This is a genomic window from Nocardia sp. NPDC004604 (genome assembly GCF_040609795.1).
Lineage (GTDB): Bacteria > Actinomycetota > Actinomycetes > Mycobacteriales > Mycobacteriaceae > Nocardia.
The window spans coordinates 30,977-56,911 of the sequence record NZ_JBEXLC010000017.1; the positions used below are offsets into that span (position 1 = coordinate 30,977).

Here is a 25,935-nt window from a genome sequence, read left to right on the forward strand (position 1 = left end):
ATGCCTAGACATGCCATCGTCGGGTTACCCGCGAGTGCGAACAGCGCGAGTCCCACACCAGTGGCCGCTACACTCGCGCCGATCGCCCGATACTCTCTTCCCTCGAGGTCGCGATGCCCGGTGATGAGGCCGGTCACGATGCCGCCCACTCCTGCGGTCGCGAAAAAGAATCCGACCCAGAGCGCGCCGTTGTCGTAGTCGCGTACCGCCGCGATCGGCACGACAAGTTCATAGACGCCATTGGTGATGTTGAACAGGGCGACGACGACGGTGAGGTTGCGCAGCGCCCGATTGCTGATCAACGTTGCGAGGCCGAGCCGGGTGTCCGCCAGCAGCGACCGTGTCACCGGCGGTGCCTCCAGAACGGGCACGCCCCGAACGATCACTACTCCGAGGCCGTAGACGACTGCGGCGACGACCAGTGCGGAACGCCCGCCCGCCGCGGCCACGACGGCACCGCTCAGGAGTGGTCCGGTCAGGGTCGCGGCGACGTAGGTCGCACTGTCCACGGCATTTGCGCGCATCCACAGGTCTTCCGGCAGGACCTTGACAACGAGCGACCGCCCGCCGGCAACCGAGAGTGGACTCGTGCAGGAACCGGCGGCGACGGCCGTCAGCAGAACCCAGGGCGACAGCTGGCCGATCGCATCGAGGAGCACCAGCAACGCCAGCACCGCAGTGGCGGTTGCCAGATCCGCCCGGATCAGCCGCCGGGGCGCCATGCGGTCCAACAGGGCGCCGACGAGCGGGCTCACCACCACGGCCGGGACCAGGCGGCACACCATGACCGATGCGGCGAGGCCGGGTGCGTGAAATCGCTCCAGCACGAACAGCAACAACGCTGTCTGTGTGCTGAATTCACCGAGCCGACTGCACACCGTCGTCGCGCTCAGAGCGAGAAAACCCTTGTGTCGCAGTAGCATCGCGTACGAGGGAACTCGATTCTCGCCCTGGGACGCGCGTTCGACCTGTGTCATGCAGGCAAGGCGTCGGCGGTGATGTTACCGCCCAGCAGCTCCCGCAATCCGCTGAACGCGGCGATCAGGTGGTCGACCTCCGCATCGGTATTGGCGGCGGTCACCGTCAGGCGCAAGACGTCTTGTCCTCGGGTGACCATGGGATATGGGCAGGTGGTCACGAGGATCCCCGCGTCGAACAAGTGGTTCGCCGCCGTGGCCAACATATCGGGATCACCGATCTCGACCGACAGGATAGGGAATCCGGTGCGGTTATCGATCCGGTAGCCGAGTTCGCGAATGTCGCGCGCGGCGCGATCGGTCAGCTTCCAGAGCCGCTCGCGCAGGACGTCTCCGCGGGAGTCGTTGATATCCAACCCGGACCACAGAGTCGCAAGAGACGCCGTCGGCGATGGGCCGGACAGATCGTAGGGTGTGGCAAAGGTTTTGATGAACGTCTGCATCTTCTTCGAGCAGGCGACGAACGCGGCTAGTGAGGAATACGCCTTTGAGCACCCACCGACGTAAAGGACGTTGTCGTAGTCGAGACCGAGGTGGCGCACAATGCCGTTGCCGCGTTGTCCGAATGGTGTTGCCGTGCTGGGGTTTTCGCCTACCACGCCGAATCCGTGCGCATCGTCGACGTACACGACCGCGTGATACTCTGCGGCCAGCCGCAGCAGCTCGTGCAGATCCGCATGATCGCCGGTCATGCTGTACACGCCGTCGACCAGGATCACCTTGCGAGGGTTGGCTCGGTGCTGATCGAGCAGGGTCGCGAGTCGGTCGAGATCGCCCTGCACGAAGCTGGCCAGTGTCGCGCCGTTGTCCCTGGCTATCTTCGCCGCCTCGTACATAGTCTCGTGCCCGGACTTGTCCAACAGCAGCACGCCGGTCTTGCCGACGAGCGCGGGAATGACGCCGATCGAAATGAGTGTCACCGTTGGCAGAATCAGCGCGGCTTCCGTGCCCACCAGTTTCGCGAGCCGCTCCTCCAGTTCGACATACAGCTCGGGGCTGGCGACGAGACGGCACCAGCTCGGATGCACTCCCCACCGATCGATCGACTCCGCCACGGTCGCTGTCATCTCCGGATCCAGGTCCAGGCCGAGATAGTTGCAAGAGGCGAAATCAGTCACCCAATGGTCGGGGGTGACGCGAATTTGGCGTCCGCGTACCTCTAGGGCGGTGACATCGTATTGCCGCACTCTGGAGAACATCCCACCGATCAGCGTTCGCCGATTCTCGCGGCTGTTCTCTTCGATGATGCGATCGATTATCTCACTCATGTAATCCACCAATCAGATTCGATATTCACCGAGCCGGACGTTGTCCGGAATATCGGAAATAGGTGCGCGTCCAGGCGAGGTCGAATCCCAACCCGACCTTCGTCTGCCGGGCCGCGGTGTTCGAGCTTGTGGTCGCAAACGCAACTGTCGCACCGGCATCGCGAGCAACTTGCAATCGTGTCCGGTTCAACAGCGAGTTCAGGCCCAGGCGCCGAGCGCCGGATACGGTCCCGCTTTCGGCGAGGAAGGCCATGTTCTGGCAGAGCCCGACCGCCGCGGTCGCGGCCGGCTTCCCGTCCAGAAGCGCCAGCAGCAGCACCCATTCGACGTCGCCCAAGCGCCGCCGTCGCAGGTTGCGATGAATATCGGTCGCGATCGAGTCCGGTAGCGTGTTGGCCTCCTGGTCGACCTGCACGAAATCGTCCAGTTCGGGGCGTTCCGAGTCGACTCGAAGGACCTCGACGCGCTTCGAGTCGACTTTCAGCACCGTTTCGTGCCCGAGGCCGTCGCGCAAATCGTAGCGATACCAGAACTCGCGCTCGTCGGGCACCGGAACATATCCGCGGGCATGGAGCATGGAAACGAGAGATTCCGGCGACGCCGGGTCGACGTACACCGCGGGCGCGAAATCCGGCTCGTAAAACTTCGCGACGAAATCCAGGATCTCATCGTCGACGCGGGTGACCGCCTGTGCACAGTTGTAGAAGCCGTCATCGGCGTTGCGCATAAAGGTGCACTGGAAGTGATCGGCTTCGTATAACTCGTCGTAGTACAGACACCACCAGACACGATTGTTGAGCCGGATGGCCGTGTGGATATCCCGCTTGTCAACCATGTCGCACAATCTCGGTCAGGGTGGTGCGGTCAGCTTTTCCTGAGGAGGTCATCGGCATAACGTCCAGCCGGCGCAGGGTGAGTGGCACCATATGCTGCGGCAATTTATCCGCGAGGTGTTCTCGGAGCGCCGCGGCTGGGACCGGATTCCACGGTGAAGTGTAGAATGCGTGCAATTGGACGGATGGTTGCGAATCGTCGGACGCGACGGCGACGACGGTGAACATCTCCACCCCGGTGCATGACGCGGCGGTCGCTTCTACCTCGCCCAATTCGACTCGGAAACCATTGACCTTGACCATGTGATCACGTCGTCCGCGATAATGCAGAATTCCGTCCGCGTCGCGAACTGCCAGATCGCCGGTCCGCCAGAACCACGCCGGTGCGGTGTGGAAAGGGCTGCGAACGAGATGTTTCGCGGTTTGCTCCGGCATGCCCAAATAGCCGACGGTCACTGGGGTGCCGCGGCACCAGAGCTCGCCGATTTCTCCTGGGGCGCACAGTTCCCCCGCGTCGTCGACCAGGACGATCTCGACATCGTCCACCTCTCGCCCCAGCGGAATTGCGTCGTACGCCGCGACATCCTGTTCATCCACCCTGTAGCAGGTGATGATGTTCGTTTCGGTCGGCCCGTAGATGTTGGCGATACGCGCCTGTGGGCAGCCTCGCCGCAATTCTTGCAGCGCCGCGATCGGGAAGGGCTCGCCGGCATACATCAACTGACGCAGGTGTGTCGGGCGTCTACCGAGACCGCCGCGCTGCAGTAGAGCGATGAATGTCGACGGTGTCGTGTAGAGCACCGTCGCCTGCTGTTCGGTGAGCAGGTCTACGTAGGCGCGGTGACGTTCGTCGCCGTGGCGCGGTCGCGTCCAGTCGTAGGTGACGAGAGTCCCGCCCGCGGCGAGGGTGTTGAATACGTCGAAGACCGATAGGTCGAAATGCCATGGCGCGCGCGACATCACGACATCCGACGAAGTCAGCTGGAACTCGCGCTGCATCCATTCGACGAATGCGCAGGCGGACCTGTGGGTGTGCATGATTCCTTTTGGGACACCCGTGGACCCCGACGTGTAGAGCACGTATACCGGATCCTCGCTGAGGATATTGCGATTGCCGGGCGGTTCGGTCGAGGCGGCGAGCACCTTCTCCTGCGCGGTGGCACCTGATACCTCACCCTGCGCACACAGAACCACTTCCCGCAATGCCGGATACCCGAGCAATTCGGGACGATCCCGCAGCATGGCTGGATGCGCGATCAGTACCTCGATCGAAGCCTGTTCCAGGACGCTGCGCAACCGGCTCGACGGCGACCGGTCATCCAGCGGAACATAGGCGAATCCGGCCCGCAGCAGCCCGAGAATCGCCGCCACCGAGTCTGGCCCGACCGGGGCCAGGACCGCGATGTACGGACGCTTTCGGCGGCCGTCGCCCACGAGCTCGGTCAGATAGTTGGCCCAGCGCACAGACAGCGCGTCCAGTTGAGCGTAGGTCAATCCAATGCCGGATTCATGCCGTATCGCCACAACGTTCGGGATGGAATCGGCCTTACCTCGGAGGACATCATGCAGCAGCCTGTACACAGGCTCTCGATTCGTATTGTCGATCAAGCTATTTCAGCCCTGTCTCGGACGAGATATATGTATAGATTCACGAAATTCCCCCGCACCACGCCATAATGAGCGAATCTGGGCAGTGGCGCGGCGACGATTCTGCGTGCGGCAGTCGGCGCCAGCGAGCCTCGCATTTCAGCGAGCACGCTATCATAGCGTTTCCGCAGAGCGATTGCGTGCGGCGTATCGCTCCAAGCTGATATCACCACGACGTCTCCGACTCGGCAGACCGATTTCAAATCATCCGGCGCCGTGGGCAGATAGGAATAGAGATTGAAAGGGAAGATCCACAATATTGCACCGGCTGGAAGGTTCGACCGATCGAGCTGGCCGAATTTCCTCGACAGCAACAAAGCGGCATTGGATAGTTCAGCCTGCGCGGATGCCACGCGTACCGGCCGCAGTCGCGGGTCGATACAAACGTAATCACCTCCCAAACGCATGGCCAACTTCCGGTATGTCTGAGTGGCATCCCCGATGCCGGCGACCGTGCCGCGGAAACCGATCGCATTGGCGAGTTCGGTGATCAACCGGGATTCTTCCGACAGCAGCGGAGCCGCTACATCCACTGCGGGCTGCTCCATCATATCCTGAAAGAAGTCCGAATCGAGTACCTCAGCTTCTACAGCGACCGGCACCAGCCCGTATCGATACCTTCTCGATTCTATCGTTTCTATGGTTTTGCCCCTATCGCTGTGCAGACATAAAGCAGCCCAAGAGATGAAGTCCAGTGACAGCGCGAGCCATCCACGCTGTACCGTGGAGTATCAAATGGGTTGTCGCAATGCTTCTTTGCCCGGTAATGGGCATTGAGCCCTGGGTTGGGTAGGGCCGCCGAATTGCGGCGATAACGCTGGGTACTGTACCGATGGATAGCGGCACACGGCAAGACCTTTATCAACGTTCCGCATCCTGCATCCTCGCCACGAAAACAAGGCAACACGGCGTAATTGAAGTCGTCGAAGGTCCTGCCCATCCGACCGGCCACCACGGACAGCTCTGCGGGGGCCACCTCGAACCCGTATGCCGACCATCCCCCCATTACCGCTGTCGTTTTCCGGAGCGAGCACCATTTGTCCACCGTGCTACATCGGATCGGAAACAACATCCGTCACTACACCTAATTTCCGGCCTTCCGTATTCGGGGTCATTGAGCCATTCCAGATAGCGGCGTGCCGTGGTGGGCAGGTGGTGCGGCCATGCTCGACGTGGAGCAGCACCGGTGCTGCGCGACACGATCCTGCCAAGCTGGGGGTCGCCGCCCGGCGCGGGCAGCTTCATCGCCTGCCGCAGCGCGTACTGCAGCTGTATCGGCATCCACGCCTCATGGACGAAGTGCCGCACGTCCTGCGCAACCTTCAACGCACTCACCACCCCACCTCCGCCAAGACCATCCGGAACCCAGCACGGTCCCGTCGTCCGCGATAAGAGATCGGCAATAACACGGAAGAACCCGCTCCATCGGCGGGTGAACAGCGTCTGGATCGTGCAGAGGACGAAAATCTGCGTAGGTAGTCCGAAGTTTGCCAGCGGCAATCGCGGCAGGCTCGAATCGAGACCCGAGCCCGCAGGAGAACCGTGATGAGCGACGTTGAGGAAGTACCCAGGACAAGACCGCGGCTGCCGTGCTCGGCTCGGCCAACGACTGGTACCTGGACGAGGGCGGACCCGGTGACTGGGTGTCGTTCTGGAACGGTTGTTCTGGATTGACGCGGAGGATGCGATCGAAGCTACTGCGGGCGTTCCGGTCGTCGCTGGACCAAGCGCGGACGAATGGTAGAAGCTCGCCGCGTGCGATGCTCTCGGCGGGTTCGGGTGAAGTGATGCCCTTCCGGAGCGCCTTCTTCGGTGCTTTGGCGGATATCTGAGTGCGCACGGTCAACGATGCTGGTCGCCGGATGATCTTCGAGCGAGGGGGACGATGGGCAGGGTGGAAACTGCACGCATTGTGCAGAACTTTGTCCATATGTCAGTGCCTGTCCCAGGCCAGCTCGAGACTGCCCTGCACAACGCCGCGATGTGGATGGCAGATACCGGGGACTCCCTGCACGGCGAAGCCCTGCAGGCCTCGGCCGCATCGGGTTTCGGTAGCTCCCTGATCTTGCTGCTGGACCTGGCCACCGGGATCTCGTCGACGCAGTTGACGAGCGAACACGCACCGCCAGCGAAGGCGCCCGACAAGATCCCGGTTCGCAGTTGTTCACAGGTGTCCCGCAGATCCAGAGGTCCGCCGATCCGGAGAAATCATGTCCGCCAGCCTGGAGCGACATATCCGCCCAGCCGGATTATTACGTGTTCGCGAGCATGTACCTCGCCCTCTGCGGCATCTACGGCGGATCCACCCGACGCCCTGCCTTGTTTGCACAGGCTGGCAAACCTTGGCAGTGGCAGCGGCAAACTCTGATCGATAGCATGAAAAGGACTGCACCATGAGCCGCTTGCTCGCCAAAACCCTTGCCACAGTGACACTTACCGCCGCCCTCAGCGGAATCGCTGCGACTCCCGCGATTGCCGACACGCCGACACCCGGTACCGGATCCTCGCTCATCCAGACCGGCTCCGCCGGACTTCAATCCGGTTCCGCGGCGGTCATCAACCCGCTCTACGCATTGCTCTGCGCCCTCGCCACCGCCAGTTCGATCTGCCACATCGGCCCCCTGTAGAACGTCGAGCGCCGGCACGCATCAGCGTGCCGGCCCGCAATTGCTTTGCGTTGCTACGCAAGCTCCCCAAGCTCGGCCTCTCGATCGACCTCGTCGGCGCACCTGCTCGAGGATCGCTGTGGACTGCCGCAGAGACAGGAGCTAGCTGACTGCGATTTCGAGGAGGCGATCGGCGAAAAGTTCGGGGGCGGCAAGCATCGGGGAATGTCCGGTAGGCAGGGTGAGCACGTCGGACATGTCGTCCTCGGCATACATATCAGCCTGGACCGGCAGCGGATTGAGCTGATCGTCGCGCGTCATTATTCCGACACGCCGCACGCGACCGTAGCGCTCGGCCGTTAGCTCGATCGCAGTTGCGAACGCCCCCAACGGTTCCGGGGTGAGCAACGACAGCCCGAGAGCAATATCGGCTGAGCTGCAGTCGTGGTAGAACAGTCGTGTCGCTACCTGGGGCGGAACAATGATCGCCTGATTGGGTTCGTCGGTATGAAACAGCGGGCTCAGATCGGCGAAGAGCCGGGACTGAAGCGGATCGGTCATCATGGAGCGGCCGCCGCCGAGCACCGTGGCCGCCACATAGACCACCGTATCGACTCGGTCAGGGCAGCGCTCGGCGACCAACGCCACCGTCATCCCTGCCAGGGAGTGGCCGACAAGCACGACCGGCTCATCGAGTGAGCGGAGGATCGACTCGACCGCGGCCGCATAGTCATGTTGAGTCAGTCCCTTGATCGGCGTCCGATCCACCCCATGACCCGGCAGATCCGGTGCGACGACTCGGTGTCCGGCGGCTTCCAGCAAAGGGACCGTCTTGTGCCAGCACCATGCTCCGTGACACCCACCATGCACCAGCACGAACGTACTCATCCGACCTCGCTCTCTCATCGCCTGTTGCCCACGACGACGATCGCAGAGACCTGGGGTACGAAACATCAGCCAAATCCCTAGTTCCGGGCTTGTTCTGAGGCCGACAGGCTTCACCCCACGAAGGTTTTCTCGCGCGGGGATCGACGGGGACTGTACAAACAACGGTGTAACTCCGAAACAAGGAGTGGCACATGACTTCTGATGTGATGGCGGCCGAGTTGGCCGATACTGACGCGGTGGCCAGACCCAGGAAACCGAAGACGACGGCGGTGGATGCCGAGTTGGTGGGCCAGCTCGTGGCCCAGGCCCGCGCGAGTGGGCTGCAGTTGACCGGCGAGGGCGGGCTGCTGGGGCAGTTGACCAAGCTGGTCGTCGAGTCGGCCGTTGACGGCGAGATCACCGATCACCTCGGTTACGACCACGGTGACCCGGCCGGTCGTGGAACACCTAACCCCCGCAACGGAACCCGCTCGAAAACGATCGTGACCGATGTCGGTCCGGTCGAGATCGACGTCCCGCGCGACCGGGACGCCAGCTTCGAACCGCAGATCGTGCGCAAACGCCAGCGCCGACTGAACGGTGTGGAGAACATGGTGCTGTCGCTGTCGGCCAAGGGCCTGACCCATGGCGAGATTTCGGCGCATCTGCGCGAGGTCTACGGCGCCGAGGTCTCCAAACAGACCATCTCGGTGATCACCGACAAGGTGATGGACGGGATGGCCGAGTGGCAGAACCGGCCCCTGGACAGCGTTTATCCGGTGATCTTCCTCGATGCCATCCACGTCAAGATCCGTGACGGCAAGGTCGCCAATCGGCCCATCTACGTCGCGTTGGCGGTCATGGTCGAGGGTGGTCGCGAGATCCTCGGGTTGTGGGCCGGTGACGGCGGTGAGGGCGCGAAATTCTGGTTGCAGATCCTCACCGAGCTGCGCAACCGTGGCGTCGAGGACGTGTGCATGCTTGTCTGCGACGGTCTCAAAGGTCTGCCCGAAGCGATCGGGCAGACCTGGCCGGCGGCGGTGGTGCAAACCTGCATCGTGTACCTGTTGCGCGCGTCGTTCTCCTATGTCGGACGCCAGGACTGGGCCGCGATCGCCAAAGCGTTGAAGCCGGTCTACACCGCCCCGACAGAAGCCGCAGCGCTGGAACGATTCTACGAGTTCGCCGAGGCATGGGGCGTGAAATATCCTGCTATCGTGCGGCTTTGGGAGAACTCGTGGGCCGAGTTCACTCCGTTCCTGGCGTTCGACACCGAGATCCGGCGGGTGGTGTGTTCGACCAACGCCATCGAATCTGTCAACGCCCGTATTCGCCGCGCGGTGCGCGCCCGCGGCCACTTTCCCAACGAACAAGCGGCCCTGAAATGCGTCTACCTGGCGGTCATGGCCCTAGACCCCACCGGAGACGGCCAGAAACGGTGGATCACCCGATGGAAAGCCGCGCTGAACGCCTTCGACATCACCTTCGAAGGCCGACTCACCGCCGGACGGAATTAACTCAATCAACCCGAGCTACACCGTTATCTGGACAGACCCGATCGAACGTGGCGTTCGGCGCTCCCGGCCGACATGCCTCTGCTGCATATTCCATCCCGCCGCGGCCGCCCGTGCCTCCACCGCGCCTGCTATCCCACTGCTTATCGACTCCGTACTAATGCGGATCTTTCCAAGCCGGCCGATGCTTAAACTCCCAGCGCACGAGAACCGTTCTTATTCAAGAGAAATGATGAGGTTTGGGATGAGAACAACGAGAGCCATTGCAGTGTCTATGGCAAGCGTCGCAACACTGATCGGTGGTGGCGTCATTGTCGGTGGTGGCACTGCCTCGGCCGCCTCGTACAACGGAGTCTGCGGGTCAGGCTATACGGTCATCGACCACCGCGACCTCACCGGCGGAACCACATTCCTCACATACAAGGATGGCTGGAATTGTGTTGTGACAGTGAGGGATCAGCCCGGGCAAGCGATTCCGATGGTGGCGGGTGTGGGGACCAGCCAATTGAAGGAGGACCGCGGAAACTACACGACCTACGCAGGGCCGGTCTATGTGTATGCGCCCCATACCTGCGTCCAATGGGAAGGCCAGCTGCTTCCTCCCCCGCTTACGGGAGGGAACTGGTTTATCGACGGAGGACACTGCGGCTGATACGTCCCCGATCGCCGGAGCTATGCAGCACCGCAGACGCCGACATCAGGGTGACGATTCCCGATCGGCGTAACGCGGCGTTGGTCACCGGCGCCGCCGGGTGATGATCTGCGCAACTGCTATCGGCTGATACCCCTGGAGCAGGTGTAGGGCGGGTCCGTCGGCCCGACCTACATCACTCCCCGCGAATCCGCAGGGGTCCAACGCCGATCGTGCGCCCGGGTTCCACACGCTTGGCGTGTCTATCTCGGTGGAGGAGTGGAATGACCAGGTTGGAGGCCGCGGCGGCCGTACAGCGATTTGTTCGCGCGCTTGCCGCGTTCGGGGTAGGTTGCGGGCGATTGCTTCGGCGTGATCGGGATCGGTACCGGCCCTGGAGGTTTGTCGTCTGCCTGGGAGCCAACGGAGTTGAGGTCTGGCGGTCAGAGTCTGAGCAACTTCCACCAATAGCTACGGGCACCGGCCCAGTTGCGTGCTGTCGCGAGATGGACGTGCACTATGGGCCTTAGGGGCCTCACGCAATGGCCGGTCGTGATCGACTCGACCAAGTGGGTGGCCACAAACTGCCTGGCCATGGCGTCCGTGCCAACCTGAGATCCCCGAGATAATTTGCCACAGATCGACTGACAAGATCGTTGCGATTGGATGTGTTGGCGGATGTCTTGGATTAGGCGATCAGTGAGACTGCCTCCTGTGACCGCTAGAGTACGGATCGACTGCTCGATGCCCGCTCGTTGCGGGAGCGTTGGCCATCGTCAGGGTGGACATTCAGTAGAGCCATACCGCGCGGTCGCGCAGGCCGAGATTCGGTTGGCCCGCCCCGTATCGGAGATGACGGTTGGTAATCTTCTCGCTGCAGTGTCGGACGTTCAGCTACCGGACTGTTTCGCCCACGCCACATGCAATCGACCTAAGCTCTGCAGAGATTGATGCGGTGCAGGACTACGACAACTGCTTATTCCTGTTGGTGGGCGTGGAGTTGGGGGATTCAGCCGCACGACTCAGGCCGGCGGTAAAGGCGATCCGCAGGACAATTCGGCAAACGGGCGTGAAAAGCGTTGTTATCAATGGCTTCGCGGGCTTGTCCGCCGACCCGGCCGATCCGGAGGTATCCGCCGCGCTACTGCAGAGTTTGCGGGTGAGAGTCCACACGTTGGATCCGGACGTTGAGGTCCATGTGATGCCATTCGGATGGCGGAAGGACTGGACGATGGATGCCGTCGCCGGGCCATGGTCACAAAGGTGCCTGCATCTGCATTTGTAACGTCTCCCCGTGAACGGCATCCAAGGCGGGCCGCTCCCGATCAGCCCAGCAGGGCCACCACCTTCACCCGACCTGAACGATCGCTCGGACCAGAAGCGAGTTCGCAACGCAGGAGGGACGGCCAAATTCCGGCCCGGACGTCCCCGTTTATGAAATGAATACCGACGCCAATAGTTCTGGATACGGCAAATTCTTCCTGACAGCCGAAGCGGAACAGCGCTACTACATCACGTCCATCGAGAACGCGGTCACCGACTGGGACAAGAAGTACAAGAAAGCGACCACGAAGTTCCAAAACAAGCCGATCAAATCGACCCAAACGCAGGCGACAACGCAGGCGGCGACAGCACAGGCGGCGACAACACGGACTTCGACCCCAGCACGCTGGACGACAGCCCGCTGGGTGACAGCGCAATCGCTCCGGTCGCGAACACAACGACTACGGACACAACTGCAGCCGACGATGGCGCGGCAGACACCACGGGCAACACCTCGAACGACAACACCGGCGACGGCACCGGCCAAGATCCTGCGGCCACGATCGACTCGCCAATCGCTCGCACCGAGAGCAGCTCGAACAACGCACCGGCGACGGCGGGCGCGACGAACTCGCAGTCCGTGAATCCGATGGCGCAGATGATGGAGATGCAGGCGATCTCGAGTCTGCTGAATCAGAACCGCGACGGCAGCGGGGATCGCTCCGACAAGAACGACACCGATTCACGGCGCCGTCGGAACGAGGGACAACCCGTGGCGGTCCAACACACGCCGACGACACCGCCGACGGTCACCGGTACAAAGTCCATGGTGGACATGAAGATTCCGGGCGTGAGCAGATCCCAGCAGGTGTCGTCCGTGGTGGCCGATGCCGTGAACAAGGAACTGAACAACCCCAATGGCTGCGATGCGCGGGCCGCGTACGCGGGCACCCCGGGTCAGTCCGCTCCCGACACCCCGTGGACCCAGGTCAGCGATCCGCACCTCCTCCACACCGGTGACGTGGTGGAGTGGGCGAATCGCAGCGCGATCGTGGTGGTGACCGACAGCGGTTTGCAGATCATTGTCAACGGCCACCTCGCGCCGTTCGACCCGAACAATCCGGCGAACGGCGGCACTGGCGCCTATGGTGATTTCCGCTACTTCCATCCCACCGGAACCGATCTGACCACCAATACCCAGCAGGCGCAATCGGCACCGCCCACGCCGCCGCCGAATCCGCCGGCGGTGACTCCACCGTCGACGCCAGGCTCGGGGATACCCGCGGTGACCAGCACGGCTCCCTCCGAGCAAGCCTGACGATGACGATGGCGGCGGCCGCAGGTGAATTCCTGATCGATGTCGCCAAGCTACTGGCGCTCGGCAGCGACCCGGTTCCCCTGCGTGCTGTGCTGGAACGCGCCTCCGGCGGATATCTGAAAGCGCACGGGCCCAGCGGATCCCGGGCCAGCGCGCTGACCAACTCCGGCATTCCTTTCGAGGTGAGCGTCACCGGCGGCCGCGGGCAGCTCACCCCGGCCATCCGCTACGTCACCGAAACCGGTTCGCAGCACCGCGAATTCGGCATTCGCCTCGCCGCTCAATGCGCCGCGATCGGGGACCTCGCCGCCTGGTTGCCGAACAACGATGGAAAGACCACGAAACTACTGCGGTCGTTCATCTCGACGCTGTACCCCGATCCGGCGAAAGTCGCTGCACACCATCGCTTCGCCACCTGGACGGGCATCGTCCACCACGCCGCCGCACCGCACTATCCGACGCGTCTCAAGGTGTACGGCAACACGACGCTCGTGTCCGGAACCCTCCAGCGATTGCGTGCCGCTTTCCCCGGCTTCGCCGCACTGGCGTCGCTTCCCGACGATGAGACGTCTTTCGAGCCCGTCTTCGCCGCAATAGAAGTGGACGCCAACGACGCGTTGAGCCACAAGATCTACCTGAGAGTCCGCCGCGACGTCGCCGTCCCCATGAAACTGGTCCGCCACTTCGGCGACCCGGCTTGGACCGTCCTGTCCGAACTCGACCGATGCGGCATCGACGCCCCCACCCTCCGCCGCGTCGACTTCCACGTCTGCCTCGCACATGACGCGGAACGTAGGGGCGAGCCCGCGTTCTCGCTCCACCTGAGTCCGAGACAAGGCATCGACATAGCCGCGATCGTGCACGATCTCAGCATCCGCCACCATGGCACAACGGCCGCCGTCGACGCCCTCACCAGAGCCGCGGAATCCTCTGGAGGGACATGGCAATACTCTGTGATCGGCCTGGGCTCCTCCCCCGAGCGCGACATCGACAAAGTCAATATCTACGGCACACCGCTATGGAGCGCCTGGTAGCAGAACCAGACTGCGCCTGTTTTGTGCCAGATCGAGATTTCGAAGAGCGTCAACAGAGGCCACCAGTGGTACCCGCGAACTGGTGGGCACGCGTGGACGCAGCGAGACGAGCCGAAACATGTTGCGGAGGAGGATTTTACGCGTCTCATGAATTTTGACGAGTCATGGCCACCGCCACCTGAACTCGTGACCGAAGGTCTAATTTTGCAAGAATGCTGGACACATGCGACTGCACAGTGCGTGGTGACAGGAACATGGTGGTCGCGATATCGGAGTTGGAGCATCCCTGTGCTACCAGGTCGGCGACTTTGCGTTCGGCCGGTGTGAGCGCCGCCAAGCCGGACTTGGGGCGATTGCGAGGTCCTCGCCGTCCTCGGCGAATCCCGTACTCCCGTAGGCGCGCTTCGACTCGTGCGTATCCCACTCCGCACCCAACCCGGTATACCTCTCGATGGCGTTGCCGAGGGCGGCCCTCGCTTCGTCGAGGTGGCCGGACATCGCAAGCAGCGCGGCCAAGTTTTCGTGTGCCTGCCCCTCGTACCACGGTCGACCCGCTTCTCGGAACGATCGCGCGGCCTCGCGCAGCAGGGCGGGCCGGTTCTCTGCCATCCCGCGGCACAGTGCCGCAGTGCCGTGGCGGCTGTGTGTCGAGTAGCGCGATTCCAGCTCCTCCGCCGCCGGGGCGACCTTATCGGCGATATCACTGCGCCCGGTGATCGCTACCAGCCGTGCCATATCGGGGTACAGGTGATGGATCGTGGCCGCGTTCGGCCCCTCTGCGGCTTCAGCGCAGGCGTCGACCATCGTCTCCAGCGCCAGGTCCGGTCGGCCGTGCGCGTCGTGGCCAGGGCGTCGACCCAGGAGTGCACATGGCGATGGCTGCCACCGCCTACACGACGGTTCGGAGCAGGCAGCAACGCAGTAATTGTCAAGGTGCCGCGGTGAACGGCGATCAGGGCGACGAAATATTCCACTGCGGGCAAGATGGCCGAACACGTCCGGTGCGTCTCGGCAGGACCGCAGATCGGTCATGGCATCGTCCCACCGGCCCTGCAGGAAGTGCAGGCGCGCCAGCTCCAGCAGAGTGGAGGGCAGGTGCAGACCATTGTTCGCGCGATAGCCAAGTTGGCCGTCAACGGTGGCGTCAGGCTGTGCGAGCGGCGACAGGTGCATAGGCTCAACAGATTCGGCCAATACGGCATCACTCGCTTGCCGAGAGCGTCACGAGCTTCTCGGTCGTCATCAATCCGACGGCAAGCCGGCCTCGGCGGCGACCTTGGCGCGTGTGCGCGAGTTGCGCACGACCCGAAGGCTACCCACCTCCAAGGCGACGAAGACCACGATGTACTGCAGACCGCTGACAAGCGGTACCTGGTCGACGGGCAGGGTGTAGGCGAGCACGACCCGCACTACCGCGTCCAGGATCAGACCGACACCCCAGATCGTGGAGGCCCACGCCATAGCCCGCCGGAAGGTTCTCGAACGCTCCCAGCAGATTTCGACGCGTTCGCGCATCGCCCCTGTGGTCAGTGTGCGCACCATCTGGAAATAGAACGGGGTCCGCAGCAGCGTCGCGCACATCCACAGGCCGACGATCGCGGTGAGCCAGCCGTCCTTGGCGAGAACGAATCTGGGGCTGCCGGTAATGAACGAGGCTGCGACGCTGAGCCCAATGATGCTCATCGTGAACAGCGCCAGCGTATCGACACGACGCTGAGTAGCGACCGTCCATGAGGCATGGACGGTCGGTGGGATCACACCGAGGGTGACCGCGAGCCATTGATCAACCCCCGCCGCGCGCAGCCCGTAGTACAGGGCAATGGGCGCAGCGACATTGATTCCGATATTGATGATTGCGGTGCGCCGAGGATCGGGTGATGTGACGTCACGGTCCGGCACAGTCGGTACGGATGAATTCATCGGATGTCCTACACACTCAGCGGAATTCGTTTCCTGACCGAAGCTACGGACGGCATCGCATGCCGGATATCCGGCTGGCACTCCATCAGGGTAGGGATAGCCCCACCTTGCTCCGGGACCGATGGCCCCTGCGCCGGGCACTGATGTGGGTCACACTCGAGGAGACCGCGGGCGGTGCGCCCCGATCAGGCCAGACGAAAGCGTCGTCGACAGCGGCCGACGAACTCGGCTGGCACAAACGAGGAGGTCGGAATGCGACAGGCGCGTGCGGGTATTCGGGCCCTCTGCTGCGGTCTGGCTCGGTTCGCGCTCGGTCCCCTCGAAGTACTCGCCGCCGCGACCCAGCTCCTGGCGATCGCCCTGGCTTGCATCGGTTTGATCTTTTTCTTTCCGCCCGTTGTCGAGCGCACTCGCGTGGTGACCAGTCTGGCGCGACGGTTGTCGGGCACCTGGTCGCGGGTGCCCGTCGCCGATCCTTACCGCGCGGCACCGCGAACGGCGGTGCGCGGTGCGGACGCCCGTTTCCACGCCTCCGACGGCACGGTATACCCGACGGCGCGAACAGCCGCGTTCGCGCTGCGTTCCCGTTGGATTTGGACGGATCCGGCGACCTGGCGGGACCTCGTGTGGACGCTGACGGATCCGATCGTTGGCGGTGCGCTGGCGATCGCTCCGTCCGCGCTGATCGGATCAGGGGTTGCCATGCTCGTGCTGCAGCCGGCGGTCGTGGCGGGTACACCGATCGTCGCGTTGGTGGCGGGCTTGCTGTGCGTGGTCGCGGGTGTGCTTCTCGCACCGAGAATGCTCATGCTGCATGGAAAATGGACTCGGCTGCTGCTTGGACCGGCCTCGCCGGCGGCGATCACGCGGGCAGTCGTGTGGCGTCGCTGGTTCGGAGTCGGGCTGTTGTCCAGCATCCGCTGTCTGGTCCTCGGTGCGCTGTCGCTGCTGGCGCCGCTGCTGTTGCTGGTCTGTCTGCTGGCGGTGGTGCTCACCGGACCGGTGGTCGCCATGTGGGTGGTGGCATGGGGGCGATGGCTGCCCAATATGTTCCGGCAGTGGGGATTCAGCTGGTTCGGTCGCGACCTACCGCGGCCTTACGCCTGCGATCCGCGGCGACCGAGGATCGCAGGCGACGGGGCGGTTCCGCCCGCAACTGGATGGGCTGGGCTCGTCGCGCGTGCGCGCAACATGTGGTTCGATCCCGCGACCTGGCGGGATCTGCTATGGCTGGCTTGCCAGCCGCTGGCCGGGCTGCCGATGCTTTTGCCAGTGGCATCGATCGGTTACGGCCTGTGGGGTCTGACACTGCCGGTGCTGCAGGCTCCTCTGGGCACGACGCTGTCGCCCTGGTACGGAGAGCTCTTCGGGTCGGTGTGGGCGGCAATTATTGTCGGCCCGATCCTGATTGCAGCCGGTTTCGTGCTGGCTCCGCCGCTGCTGCAGCTGCACGGCCGTTGGTTGGGACTGCTCCTGGTGCCCACAGCTCACGCCCGCCTACGGTCGGAGCGGGAACAGCTGGCGGTCCGGGTCGAGCAGCTCACCGAAACTCGTACGGCCGCAACGGACACACTCACCGCGGAACTGCGTCGCATCGAACGGGATCTGCACGACGGTGCGCAGGCTCGCATGGTCGCGGTCGGCATGACCCTGAGCACGGTGGAAGTCCTGATCGACCGCGACCCCGTCGCCGCGAAAGCCCTGGTGGCACAGGCTCGCGACACCTCCGCGGCGGCGCTGGCCGAGCTGCGGGGATTGGTCCGCGGTATCCACCCACCGGTGCTGGCCGAGCGAGGTCTTGTCGATGCGATCCGCGCGCTCGCCCTCGACAGCCCGATACCGGTTCAGGTCGACGCCACCCTCGACACGCCGGTGGACGCCCCGGTGGAATCCGCCCTCTACTTCGCCATCGCCGAAGCGCTGACCAATGCTGTTCGTTACTCCTGTGCCGACCAGATTCTGATCGGCCTGCACGAAGCCTCTGACCTGCTCCGAGTCACCGTCCATGACAATGGAGCAGGGAGCGCCGACCCGACGCGTGGCAGCGGACTGCGTGGCATCGAGCGTCGCCTCGCCAGTTTCGACGGTCGCGTGATTCTCACCAGTCCGCCCGGCGGCCCGACCGTCGTAATATTCGAAGTGCCACATAGACACCGGACCGCGGAGCGCTAGTGCGAATCGTCCTCGCCGAGGATCTCTTCCTGCTCAGAGACGGCATGACCCACCTGCTCGAGGCGCACGGATTCGAGGTGGTCGCCGCCGTGGCAACGGGTCCGGAATTGCAGAAAGCCCTGCGGGATATCACGTTCGAGGTGGCGATCGTGGACGTTCGTCTTCCCCCGACCTGCACCGATGAGGGGTTACAGGCTGCCCTGCAGGCCCGCCGAGAACGCCCCGGCCTCCCGATTCTGGTCCTGTCCCAACATGTCGAACAGCTCTATGCCCGTGAGCTTCTCGCGGACGGCACCGGCGCGGTCGGCTACCTACTCAAGGATCGAGTCTTCAACGCAGACCAGTTCATCGACGCGATCCGCCGCGTCGCGTCCGGCGGCACCGCCATGGACCCCGAGGTGATCGCCAAACTGGTGGCCACTACCGCCACCCGCGATCACCCCCTGGCCACCCTCTCGCCCCGAGAGCGAGAAGTCCTCGCCCTCATGGCCGAAGGCTGCTCCAACACCGCGATCTCCGCCCGCCTCTTCATCAGCGAGGGTGCGATCGGTAAACACACCGCCAATATCTTCACCAAACTCGGCCTCACCCAATCCGATGACACCAACCGCCGAGTCCTCGCCGTCCTCACCTACCTCAACAACTGAGACGGGAGTATCGCGCGTGCATCCAACGGCCCCAACCATCCTCCCACTCGGCACTTCGGCCGTCGTCGCTGTCACAGCGCACCGAAGGTGATGTGGGCGTTGAACTTTCAGTTCGACTCCACGACCGACGGGCGGGCGGTGAAGATCGCGTCGATGATCGACGAGCACGCCCGGGAATCGCTGCTGCACCTGGTGGAGAGTTCGATCACCGCCGACAAGCTCGTCGCCGAGCTCGAAAAGGTGTTTACCACCAATGGCGGGCTGCCGAGAGCGCTGCGGATGGACAGTGGGCGGAGATGATTTCGGCTGCGTTGCAACAATTTTGCGCCGATCGGGTCGGGATCGTTTACATTCCGCCGCGCACACCGTGCAACAACGGGGTTCATCGAGTCGTTCAACCAGCGGCTGCGCAGCGAGTGTCTCAACCGCAACCGCTGGACCAGCCTGCTCGAGGCCTGCGTGGTGATCGGTGACTTCAAGGAAGAACACAATCGGAGGCATCGGCATTCGGCGCTGGGCTATCTCACACTGGCCGAGTACGCTGCCCGCAGCAGCCACACCCACCATGGTGGCCTGCGATATCAACTGAATCTGAACGAAACAACCTGGACTCGAACACCATGTGGTCCCGTTATCGGGGACCGGTCACCCCTGTGCCGGCGCGCGCTGCGGGCCAACGGTAGCCTGCTCGGCATTCTGCACAATGACCTCGGTCAGGCAGCTACTTTACGGGTATCTGTGACCGATCGTGCCGTACCATGCAGGATACGTGCCATCTCAGCGGGATCAACGCCGCTCCCGTGTCGCTTCGAACTACTGTCTGGCCTGGTGATCCACCCGAGAGAGTGGCCGACGATCGTGCCCGGTTATCGCACCGCATCTCCTCGTTCCGGTTCGCCCGGGCTGCTCCTGTCAGCGACCCTCATCGGTGCACGCTCCACCAACCGCGAGCGGGCATTGTGCACGGAAGTTGTTCGACGGCGGAACGGAGCTGGAGGAGCACGAACGCCACCACACAGCCCGGCTATCACGCTGCCGGGTAGGCGATTTCAGTGACGCTCGGAATCATTGTAGCTGTGCGGTCACTCCGTCATCGCTCCGATCCATACTTAGCGACAATATCCTGGAATCTTCGCCGATACGCTTCGGCGAGCGCATCTGACTCCGCCAACAGCCAGTCCAATTGGTCGACACCGATCGGATTGTGCAGGCTGATCACTGCTCGTAGGTCGGCGATCTGCCTCGTGACCTCGAGCTCGCCGAGGTCCCTGGCGCCGGTTTGAACAGCATCGTCGTTCAACATTCCCGCTAGGGAATAGGAGGCGACAAGGACATTGAAGCACCGCGAATCGCTCAGGTCGGGCTCGGTCCACGTCCGTATCACATAATCCGCGATCGAGACCACGTCCATGAGCCAGGCCGCGAGACCGTCGGGTTCGTCGCCCGGCCAATCGTCCGGGCGGAGAATCTCGCGGAATCGTGCGGCCAGGAGGTCCGGATCAGTCCGGGGCGGACCGCCGACCGCTCGGGCCCGACAGAATTCCGCTGAGTCATCGATGAGTTGCCGGAATCCGGGTACCTCACGGTCCGTCCACTCGTCGTGTGTGAGGGCGACCGCGCGGTTCAAGCACAAAGTGGCGACGAGCGCCCGCTGGAACGTGGTAGCCCGGTCCACCAGACTTTGTGCGAGGTCATCATCGAACATGCCAACTGTCTCCTTATCGTGTTCGACTATTCAAGCGGCGTCGACGGATACGGAACGGATCACCTCGGAATCGTTCCCTGAATCCCCCCGGTGAGTCCGGAGACTTACGGGTGTGACAGCTCAGCGGTTTGCTGGGCTGGTTGTTGACAGTAGTAGGCGGTCTCCATCTCGGCGGGTGGCATGTCACCGCAGTGCTGGTAGAGCCGCCGGTGATTAAACCAATCCACCCATTCGGCGGTGGCCAATTCGACGTGGTCGGCCGTGCGCCAGGGGCCGCGTGGCTTGATCAGTTCGGGCTGCAACGGGCCGGTGATGTCATGTCTGATCATCAGCACAGTGCCGGTGGAGGATCTGGACGGTGCGACGGCTGCGCTCGGAAGTGCCAGCTGTACGTCGGTACGGTTGGCGCAACTCTTGCGGACTGTGTAGCTGCTGGGTGCCTGGCTACGTTCCGCGCTCCGCAGTATGGCGGATGTCTCACCACTCCGGTCTTCCTAGTCTCGATGACGCCGGTAGGTGAGAAAGGAGGTCTGAGTGCTTGCGAGATCTCGCACCCGAGCGGTGCCCAGGCAAATTCGGCGACCACGTAGGGGTTGAGCTTCCAGGCATATGCTCCTAGTTTTTGCTTGCGCTACAACAGAATTCGATCGAGGCGAAAATGTCGGCCGAGCTCGCATCGGTCCTCGAACAGTGAAGCGTATCGACGCCGACGAGTCGGTCGACCGCCGAAACTTTGTTCCCGCAACTGTGGCGAATCACCTTCTGGTACAGGGCATTTCGCGTCCCACGAGCACCTTGGCCTACGGCTGAGTGTGTGCGCTTCACCGGTGGGCGGTGCACTCGAATTTCGATCATTCGCAGTTTGATTCATGGAGGACACGATCGTGAATTCTGCCCGGATGCGACCGTCCGGCGACGGCGCATCGGTGAGTTGCCTGTTCTCGGGCGAGCACACCGGATACGGAGCGCCGCGCATGCCGAGCGGCGCCAGCGAGTCCGTCGGCGACGACAACGCGACACTCGATTATCCGAATGCGATGAGCTACGGCGACTATCTGTCTCTCGGGGCGATCCTGAGCGCACAGCAACCGCTGTCGCCGGATCCCAACGAGCTGCTGTTCATCATCCAGCATCAGACGACCGAGCTGTGGATGAAGCTGGTACTTCACGAGCTTCGTGTGGCACTCGAGGCGATCCATCGCGACGAGCTGCCACCCGCGTTGAAGGTACTCGCTCGGGTGTCACGGATCTTCGAGCAGCTCGTACAGGCGTGGAACGTGCTCGCCACGCTGACACCGTCGGAGTACTCGGCGATACGGCCGTATCTCGCGCAATCATCTGGATTCCAGTCCTATCAGTACCGGCAGCTCGAATTTCTGCTCGGCAACAAGAACTCGCACCTGCTCCGTCCGCATGCGCACAGGCCGGAGGTCCTCGCACAGGTGCGCGCGATGCTCGACGCGCCGTCGTTGTACGACGAAGTGATCCGTCTGCTCGCTCGACGCGGTTTTCCGATTACTCCCGCACGGCTCGAGCGAGATTGGGCGCAGCCGACGCAGCACGATCAGACGGTTGAAGATGCGTGGATCGAGGTGTATCGCAAGCCGCAGAAACACTGGGAGCTGTATGCGATGGCCGAGCAACTCGTCGACCTCGAGGACATGTTCCGGCAATGGCGCTTCCGTCACGTTACGACAGTCGAACGCATCATCGGTTTCAAACAGGGGACCGGCGGAACGAGCGGGGTGCCGTATCTGCGGAAGGTTCTGGACGTCACGTTTTTTCCAGAGCTCTGGCACGTGAGGACGATTCTTTGAGGTGCGTGCCGTGAGCGGGAGCTAGGCTCATGGATGTTCGACAGCGGCAGGACAATTGGCTGGCTACCCGGCTCCCATTGGGGCGCACCGTGCCCGGAGTGCTTTATACACTTCGGTTCCACTGCTGGGGATTCGATTGGACATCCCAGCATGGGCTCGGCTCACGCCAAAATGTCACCTAAGTCCGGTTTTTCGGCTTCCCCACCCCCGCTGCAGCCATGGCCTGTTACAAGAAAGCTGGCGAAATCAGCGACTTGCGACACTGTCTAAGGCCGAAACAGCAAGCCACAACGCGAGTTCCAGCCGCCGATGTCGGCAGCGCTCCAAACGACCGGCTCGTTGCCGATCGCGAGATCGATGACGTGTTGAGATCTCGGATCGTCGAGAGGATCGGCCTCCCAGCTCTTGCTCCAGCCGAACGGCACGAGATGGACGTGTACGCCATGTTCCCTCAGGCGTTTCGCCAGGTGCGACAGCACATCCGTCGTCTCGATGGCCGGGGAGGGCGGATACTCTCGGATGGCCGTCCATGCAGCTGAGCGATGGGCGAATCCGTCGATGACGGTGATCGCCGCGTCGGCTTCGAGGGCAATCCGGTAAACAATCTCAGCGGCGGTATCGGCCAGCACGATGTCTCCGCGTTCCACGCCGGCTCTGACAAGAAGACAGTCGGAGAATCCTGTGGTCGAAGACAGGGATCCTGGCTCGAACTCTACCGCGCCTGGGTCCGTGGCTGTGATGGTAGCCGTGTATTCGGCTGTGTGACAGCGGCTGCAGTAGATACGCATCTTCTTGGCCCCGTCTCGTTCTGCGTCGAACCAATTAGTCGCAGCGGCAACGGGATGTAGCTCGAAGAGCATCCCGTTGGTCTCGAATACGACGCCGTCATATAGCCGTGTCGGATCGGCACGTACCGGATCTCGAGGAGTCGTATCCGAACTCTAGAGCGACAGCAGCGTAATTGCTGGTGTCGCAGCGGACAGAATTGGTACTGTTTGCGACATGGAAGTCGCGGTCTTCGTCGTCGATGGAGTGGCCGATTTTGGGTTTGCCGCTGTGCTCGAGACATTCAATATGGCAAATGCCGTACTGAACGACCTGGAATGTCCGCCGGCACCTTGGCACGTCCATACGGTGTCACTTGGTCACGGCGTTCGGTCAGGTCACGGACACCTGATACCGACCACATCACTGAACGATCTGAGCACCGAAATCGATGTGATGATCGTGCCCGCGGTCGAAGTCCTCGATGCCGAGGCCCTGATCGGTCTGGTCTCGGCCCGCGCGAATCGCCCTATACTGGAACGAATTTCGGCCACCCGGCAGAGCGGAGCACACGTTGCCGCCGCGTGTACCGGAACATTCTTCCTGGCCGAGGCTGGTGTACTGGACGGCCAACCGGCGACCACGAGTTGGTGGCTCGGCCCCACCTTCCGGCGTAGATATCCCGGAGTTGATGTGCAGGAGGGCCGCACGCTGTGTCGCGCGAGCGGGGTGACCACCGCGGGAGCGGTATTGTCGCATCTGGATCTTGCGCTGTCGCTGATCGTTCCTGTCAGTCCGGCCGTGGCGGAGCTGGTCGCGAGATACATGACGGTCGGCAGCCGAAGGACACAAATCGAGTTCGCAATACCGGAGGTAATCGCCCGAGGCCACTCGCTGGTGGCATCGTTCGAGCGCTGGGTGCGCGATCGCATTGCCGATCAGTTCTCGATCGCTGATGCTGCCAAGGCTCTTGGCGTTACCCCTCGCAGTCTGCAACGCGCGGCCCAGGCCGAGTTGGGAATGTCCCCAAGAGATTTTGTCGACGAGATTCGGTTGGAGCGAGCAACGCGACTCTTGCGGACGACATCTCTGACAGTGGACGCGATTGCAACTAAGGTTGGCTATCTCAACGCCGGCACGCTGCGCGCACTCTTTCGGCGACGTCGTGGCCGGACCATCGCCGAAGTACGTGCTTCTGAGACGTATTGGCAGCCGGCCTCCCTGCAGTAACGAGCCGTCTCGAAGCGGTGTCGCTCGCCAGCGTGAAGGGTTCTGGCGCGGAAATCGTGACGCTGCTGGTCGAGTGTTGCTGTTGGATGCTGACGCTGATCGGCCCATTCGTGATCGGGTGGGAATGGGCCGATCCGGACCGAAATCATGGGGTCAGGTCACGAACACCTGACAGCACCCGGACCAACGGCGCCTCATGCACTGCCGGGATCACTCTCGCCAGCCGGCAGATTCGCACGCCTTACAGAAACATCAATGCGGGTCGGCGGGCCGCGGGTTGGTCCGCGTGACTGGAAAGCTACATTTCGTCTCGATCGCCCGGAGAACACTAACTTTCTAGTAGGTCAGATTCTGGTCAGTGCTCGCTCGATGGTCAGGGAGTTGATCGACCATGACGCCACGCCCCTCGAACAGAGACAACGACGCATCCTCGACGCAGCCGAACGGCTCGTGCAGAGTCGCGGGTTCAACTCGAACTGGGTCTGGTCGATGAAATCAATTTGTACATAGCACCGGTCCTGCTCGGTGCGGGAATCCGGCTGTACGACAACGCGTGCGGTGCGCCGATCCATCTACACTGGATCGGCGAACGCGATCTCACCTTGGCCGTCAACGTATCGGTTTCGGCCCTGCGGGAGGCTCCGACCGAGTGACGACCGGGCGCCCCGAACATTGGGACCCGGATGAAGACACGCGGTGCTGTCGTGTCGTCGCCAAGCAACTCGAGGGTCACGAATCACATTGTGGAGCCGGTGATTTCATCCGTAGTGCCGGGTGCGAGTCCCATCATCAGATGGGTCGCTGTCGTCTGCAGAATGTCGAGATTGCCGTATAGTCGGGAGACGAGCATCGCGCCTTCAAGAGAGCCGATGATGACGTGCGCCCTCTCGTGCGGCGATCCGGCGAAGGTGAGCGTGCCTTCTCTCCTGCCCTGGGTCAGAACTTCGGAGAGCCATGCTTCGTTCCGGTCGAAGAAGTGGATCACCGACCTCTGCATCGGATCGGACAACGTCGTGTATTCGGCAGCGAGCATGCCGCACAAGCACATTCGTTGTTCGCGCAGGACGCCGAGATACAGGCTCGCATAGTATTCGAGCCGCTGAGGAGCCCTCTGCTCGTCGACGGTCGACAGTGCCTCGAAGAAGCGGTGCTCGTACCGTCGGATGAGTGCCAGGCCGAGTTCCGCCTTGCCTGGAAAGTGATAGTGCAGAGCGGGTTTGGAGATCGACAGTTCGGCGGCGATGTCCGCGTAGCTGAATCCGTTGAACCCGCGACTCTGCACGAGCCGTTCGGCTGCGTCGAGGATATGCGACCTGGTGCTGCTGTCGCCGCTCACGGGGCGTGGCGTCATCGTCGGTTACCCCTTGACTATCGGGCGGGTACTGATGAGAATCTGACCTACTGGTAGATCAGCCTACCTCCGGCAGGATCAGAAATGACACAGGTCCTTTCCGATCGGCATAGAAGTCGCAATGGTGCCGCACCGCCATCGATGCCAGTGCGAGACACTTGGACGCTTGCCCGGCCCGCTGCGATTCGGTTCGAGCGCGAAGCTCGGCGTTGTAAGTGCCGCTCGGAGGTTGTGGTCGCGAACCAGCATGAACCGAGCGGGAAGAGGGGGAGGCAGTCGATGTCGGTGAAGTAGGGGACCTGATCGAATTGTCCTCTCCACCAATCGCATTCACCTGACCGTGCTGTTCTCGACAGGTCGCGGCCGCGGA

At 62.7% G+C, this 25,935-nt stretch carries 25 protein-coding genes and 1 pseudogene; 12 read left to right on the forward strand and 14 right to left on the reverse strand.

The genetic code is table 11. The annotated features are described in order from the left end of the window. From ABZW16_RS09040 to ABZW16_RS09065, 6 genes are all read right to left on the reverse strand, one after another. A partial coding sequence (locus ABZW16_RS09040; RefSeq protein WP_354953825.1) for an MFS transporter occupies nucleotides 1-923 on the reverse strand: 923 nt, incomplete at its 3' end. Between the two features lie 50 nt (nucleotides 924-973). After that, nucleotides 974-2,245, reverse strand: a complete 1,272-nt coding sequence (locus ABZW16_RS09045; RefSeq protein WP_354953827.1) for a pyridoxal phosphate-dependent aminotransferase family protein — start codon at nucleotides 2,243-2,245, stop codon at nucleotides 974-976. Nucleotides 2,246-2,270: 25 nt separating this feature from the next. After that, the gene (locus tag ABZW16_RS09050; protein WP_354953829.1) at nucleotides 2,271-3,080 is read right to left on the reverse strand and encodes a hypothetical protein; all 810 of its coding nucleotides are present in this window, start codon (nucleotides 3,078-3,080) and stop codon (nucleotides 2,271-2,273) included. Continuing rightward, entirely contained in the window at nucleotides 3,073-4,659 is a 1,587-nt protein-coding gene (locus tag ABZW16_RS09055) for an amino acid adenylation domain-containing protein (RefSeq protein WP_354953831.1), read from the reverse strand. Before ABZW16_RS09055 ends, ABZW16_RS09050 begins: the two co-directional genes overlap by 8 nt. Nucleotides 4,660-4,682: 23 nt before the next feature. Further along, the gene (locus ABZW16_RS09060) at nucleotides 4,683-5,327 is read right to left on the reverse strand and encodes a hypothetical protein (RefSeq protein ID WP_354953833.1); all 645 of its coding nucleotides are present in this window, start codon (nucleotides 5,325-5,327) and stop codon (nucleotides 4,683-4,685) included. Nucleotides 5,328-5,730: 403 nt separating this feature from the next. After that, on the reverse strand, nucleotides 5,731-6,060 hold the full coding sequence (locus ABZW16_RS09065) for a hypothetical protein (protein ID WP_354953835.1): 330 nt from the start codon (nucleotides 6,058-6,060) through the stop codon (nucleotides 5,731-5,733). Nucleotides 6,061-7,118: 1,058 nt separating this feature from the next. On the opposite strand from ABZW16_RS09065, the gene ABZW16_RS09070 reads away from it, so the two are divergent. After that, nucleotides 7,119-7,352: a hypothetical protein gene (locus ABZW16_RS09070; protein WP_354953837.1), complete on the forward strand. Its 234-nt coding sequence runs from the start codon at nucleotides 7,119-7,121 to the stop codon at nucleotides 7,350-7,352. 141 nt (nucleotides 7,353-7,493) lie between these two features. Here ABZW16_RS09070 and ABZW16_RS09075 read toward each other — a convergent pair whose 3' ends face one another. After that, the gene (locus ABZW16_RS09075) at nucleotides 7,494-8,285 is read right to left on the reverse strand and encodes an alpha/beta fold hydrolase (RefSeq protein WP_354953915.1); all 792 of its coding nucleotides are present in this window, start codon (nucleotides 8,283-8,285) and stop codon (nucleotides 7,494-7,496) included. 125 nt (nucleotides 8,286-8,410) lie between these two features. Here ABZW16_RS09075 and ABZW16_RS09080 point away from each other — a divergent pair, with 125 nt between their 5' ends. From ABZW16_RS09080 to ABZW16_RS09095, 4 genes are all read left to right on the forward strand, one after another. Beyond that, the gene (locus ABZW16_RS09080; RefSeq protein WP_354953839.1) at nucleotides 8,411-9,715 is read left to right on the forward strand and encodes an IS256 family transposase; all 1,305 of its coding nucleotides are present in this window, start codon (nucleotides 8,411-8,413) and stop codon (nucleotides 9,713-9,715) included. Between the two features lie 1,487 nt (nucleotides 9,716-11,202). Continuing rightward, a complete protein-coding gene (locus tag ABZW16_RS09085) occupies nucleotides 11,203-11,628 on the forward strand; it encodes a threonyl-tRNA synthetase editing domain-containing protein (RefSeq protein WP_354953841.1) in 426 nt (141 codons plus the stop codon). A 636-nt stretch (nucleotides 11,629-12,264) separates the two neighbouring features. Then, entirely contained in the window at nucleotides 12,265-12,924 is a 660-nt protein-coding gene (locus tag ABZW16_RS09090) for a hypothetical protein (protein WP_354953843.1), read from the forward strand. A 2-nt stretch (nucleotides 12,925-12,926) separates the two neighbouring features. After that, the gene (locus ABZW16_RS09095) at nucleotides 12,927-13,958 is read left to right on the forward strand and encodes a hypothetical protein (RefSeq protein ID WP_354953845.1); all 1,032 of its coding nucleotides are present in this window, start codon (nucleotides 12,927-12,929) and stop codon (nucleotides 13,956-13,958) included. A gap of 145 nt (nucleotides 13,959-14,103) precedes the next feature. Here ABZW16_RS09095 and ABZW16_RS09100 read toward each other — a convergent pair whose 3' ends face one another. The 3 genes from ABZW16_RS09100 to ABZW16_RS09110 all read right to left on the reverse strand — a co-directional run bounded on the left by ABZW16_RS09100 (nucleotide 14,104) and on the right by ABZW16_RS09110 (nucleotide 15,878). Then, complete coding sequence (locus tag ABZW16_RS09100; RefSeq protein ID WP_354953847.1) at nucleotides 14,104-14,295, reverse strand: helix-turn-helix transcriptional regulator; 192 nt, start codon at nucleotides 14,293-14,295, stop codon at nucleotides 14,104-14,106. Further along, nucleotides 14,250-14,762, reverse strand: a complete 513-nt coding sequence (locus tag ABZW16_RS09105; protein ID WP_354953849.1) for a hypothetical protein — start codon at nucleotides 14,760-14,762, stop codon at nucleotides 14,250-14,252. The genes ABZW16_RS09100 and ABZW16_RS09105 overlap by 46 nt, the downstream gene beginning before the upstream one ends. A 438-nt stretch (nucleotides 14,763-15,200) precedes the next feature. After that, nucleotides 15,201-15,878, reverse strand: coding sequence for a VC0807 family protein (locus tag ABZW16_RS09110; protein ID WP_354953851.1), 678 nt, complete (start codon nucleotides 15,876-15,878; stop codon nucleotides 15,201-15,203). 252 nt (nucleotides 15,879-16,130) lie between these two features. Between ABZW16_RS09110 and ABZW16_RS09115 the strand changes: the two genes are divergently transcribed. The 4 genes from ABZW16_RS09115 (at nucleotide 16,131) to ABZW16_RS09130 (ending at nucleotide 19,753) form a co-directional block, all read left to right on the forward strand. Beyond that, entirely contained in the window at nucleotides 16,131-18,050 is a 1,920-nt protein-coding gene (locus ABZW16_RS09115; protein ID WP_354953853.1) for a histidine kinase, read from the forward strand. Then, nucleotides 18,050-18,697: a response regulator transcription factor gene (locus ABZW16_RS09120; RefSeq protein WP_354953855.1), complete on the forward strand. Its 648-nt coding sequence runs from the start codon at nucleotides 18,050-18,052 to the stop codon at nucleotides 18,695-18,697. The genes ABZW16_RS09115 and ABZW16_RS09120 overlap by 1 nt, the downstream gene beginning before the upstream one ends. A 99-nt stretch (nucleotides 18,698-18,796) precedes the next feature. After that, a complete protein-coding gene (locus ABZW16_RS09125; RefSeq protein ID WP_354953857.1) occupies nucleotides 18,797-18,997 on the forward strand; it encodes a hypothetical protein in 201 nt (66 codons plus the stop codon). A 105-nt stretch (nucleotides 18,998-19,102) separates the two neighbouring features. Further along, the gene (locus ABZW16_RS09130; RefSeq protein WP_354953917.1) at nucleotides 19,103-19,753 is read left to right on the forward strand and encodes an integrase core domain-containing protein; all 651 of its coding nucleotides are present in this window, start codon (nucleotides 19,103-19,105) and stop codon (nucleotides 19,751-19,753) included. Nucleotides 19,754-19,787: 34 nt separating this feature from the next. On the opposite strand, the gene ABZW16_RS09135 is transcribed toward ABZW16_RS09130, so the two are convergent. Together ABZW16_RS09135 and ABZW16_RS09140 are read right to left on the reverse strand one after the other, a co-directional pair. After that, on the reverse strand, nucleotides 19,788-20,402 hold the full coding sequence (locus ABZW16_RS09135) for a hypothetical protein (RefSeq protein ID WP_354953859.1): 615 nt from the start codon (nucleotides 20,400-20,402) through the stop codon (nucleotides 19,788-19,790). Nucleotides 20,403-20,506: 104 nt separating this feature from the next. After that, nucleotides 20,507-20,701 (reverse strand): annotated as a pseudogene (locus tag ABZW16_RS09140) (hypothetical protein); the annotation flags it as partial. A 675-nt stretch (nucleotides 20,702-21,376) separates the two neighbouring features. Between ABZW16_RS09140 and kynA the strand changes: the two are divergent. Beyond that, a complete protein-coding gene (kynA, locus tag ABZW16_RS09145) occupies nucleotides 21,377-22,219 on the forward strand; it encodes a tryptophan 2,3-dioxygenase (RefSeq protein WP_354953861.1) in 843 nt (280 codons plus the stop codon). A 266-nt stretch (nucleotides 22,220-22,485) separates the two neighbouring features. Here kynA and ABZW16_RS09150 read toward each other — a convergent pair whose 3' ends face one another. Next, nucleotides 22,486-23,079 (reverse strand): threonyl-tRNA synthetase editing domain-containing protein, encoded by a 594-nt coding sequence (locus tag ABZW16_RS09150; RefSeq protein WP_354953863.1) that lies wholly within the window; start codon nucleotides 23,077-23,079, stop codon nucleotides 22,486-22,488. 142 nt (nucleotides 23,080-23,221) lie between these two features. On the opposite strand from ABZW16_RS09150, the gene ABZW16_RS09155 reads away from it, so the two are divergent. Together ABZW16_RS09155 and ABZW16_RS09160 are read left to right on the forward strand one after the other, a co-directional pair. Further along, on the forward strand, nucleotides 23,222-24,214 hold the full coding sequence (locus ABZW16_RS09155; protein ID WP_354953865.1) for a helix-turn-helix domain-containing protein: 993 nt from the start codon (nucleotides 23,222-23,224) through the stop codon (nucleotides 24,212-24,214). A gap of 500 nt (nucleotides 24,215-24,714) precedes the next feature. Then, nucleotides 24,715-24,867, forward strand: coding sequence for a hypothetical protein (locus ABZW16_RS09160; protein ID WP_354953867.1), 153 nt, complete (start codon nucleotides 24,715-24,717; stop codon nucleotides 24,865-24,867). Between the two features lie 83 nt (nucleotides 24,868-24,950). Here the strand turns inward: ABZW16_RS09160 and ABZW16_RS09165 are convergent, their stop codons facing one another. Continuing rightward, the gene (locus ABZW16_RS09165; RefSeq protein WP_354953869.1) at nucleotides 24,951-25,565 is read right to left on the reverse strand and encodes a TetR/AcrR family transcriptional regulator; all 615 of its coding nucleotides are present in this window, start codon (nucleotides 25,563-25,565) and stop codon (nucleotides 24,951-24,953) included. Nucleotides 25,566-25,935: the final 370 nt, after the last annotated feature.

What these genes read in the sequence shown, in the direction of transcription:
- ABZW16_RS09105 (WP_354953849.1), bottom strand. Translation starts at nt 14,762, where the DNA reads ATGGTCGACGCCTGCGCTGAAGCCGCAGAGGGGCCGAACGCGGCCACG.
- ABZW16_RS09070 (WP_354953837.1), top strand. Translation starts at nt 7,119, where the DNA reads ATGAGCCGCTTGCTCGCCAAAACCCTTGCCACAGTGACACTTACCGCC.
- ABZW16_RS09135 (WP_354953859.1), bottom strand. Translation starts at nt 20,402, where the DNA reads ATGTTCGATGATGACCTCGCACAAAGTCTGGTGGACCGGGCTACCACG.
- ABZW16_RS09115 (WP_354953853.1), top strand. Translation starts at nt 16,131, where the DNA reads ATGCGACAGGCGCGTGCGGGTATTCGGGCCCTCTGCTGCGGTCTGGCT.
- ABZW16_RS09155 (WP_354953865.1), top strand. Translation starts at nt 23,222, where the DNA reads ATGGAAGTCGCGGTCTTCGTCGTCGATGGAGTGGCCGATTTTGGGTTT.
- ABZW16_RS09150 (WP_354953863.1), bottom strand. Translation starts at nt 23,079, where the DNA reads ATGCTCTTCGAGCTACATCCCGTTGCCGCTGCGACTAATTGGTTCGAC.
- ABZW16_RS09110 (WP_354953851.1), bottom strand. Translation starts at nt 15,878, where the DNA reads ATGAATTCATCCGTACCGACTGTGCCGGACCGTGACGTCACATCACCC.
- ABZW16_RS09045 (WP_354953827.1), bottom strand. Translation starts at nt 2,245, where the DNA reads ATGAGTGAGATAATCGATCGCATCATCGAAGAGAACAGCCGCGAGAAT.
- kynA (WP_354953861.1), top strand. Translation starts at nt 21,377, where the DNA reads ATGCCGAGCGGCGCCAGCGAGTCCGTCGGCGACGACAACGCGACACTC.
- ABZW16_RS09095 (WP_354953845.1), top strand. Translation starts at nt 12,927, where the DNA reads ATGACGATGGCGGCGGCCGCAGGTGAATTCCTGATCGATGTCGCCAAG.
- ABZW16_RS09050 (WP_354953829.1), bottom strand. Translation starts at nt 3,080, where the DNA reads ATGGTTGACAAGCGGGATATCCACACGGCCATCCGGCTCAACAATCGT.
- ABZW16_RS09165 (WP_354953869.1), bottom strand. Translation starts at nt 25,565, where the DNA reads ATGACGCCACGCCCCGTGAGCGGCGACAGCAGCACCAGGTCGCATATC.
- ABZW16_RS09080 (WP_354953839.1), top strand. Translation starts at nt 8,411, where the DNA reads ATGACTTCTGATGTGATGGCGGCCGAGTTGGCCGATACTGACGCGGTG.
- ABZW16_RS09090 (WP_354953843.1), top strand. Translation starts at nt 12,265, where the DNA reads ATGATGGAGATGCAGGCGATCTCGAGTCTGCTGAATCAGAACCGCGAC.
- ABZW16_RS09075 (WP_354953915.1), bottom strand. Translation starts at nt 8,285, where the DNA reads ATGTTTCGTACCCCAGGTCTCTGCGATCGTCGTCGTGGGCAACAGGCG.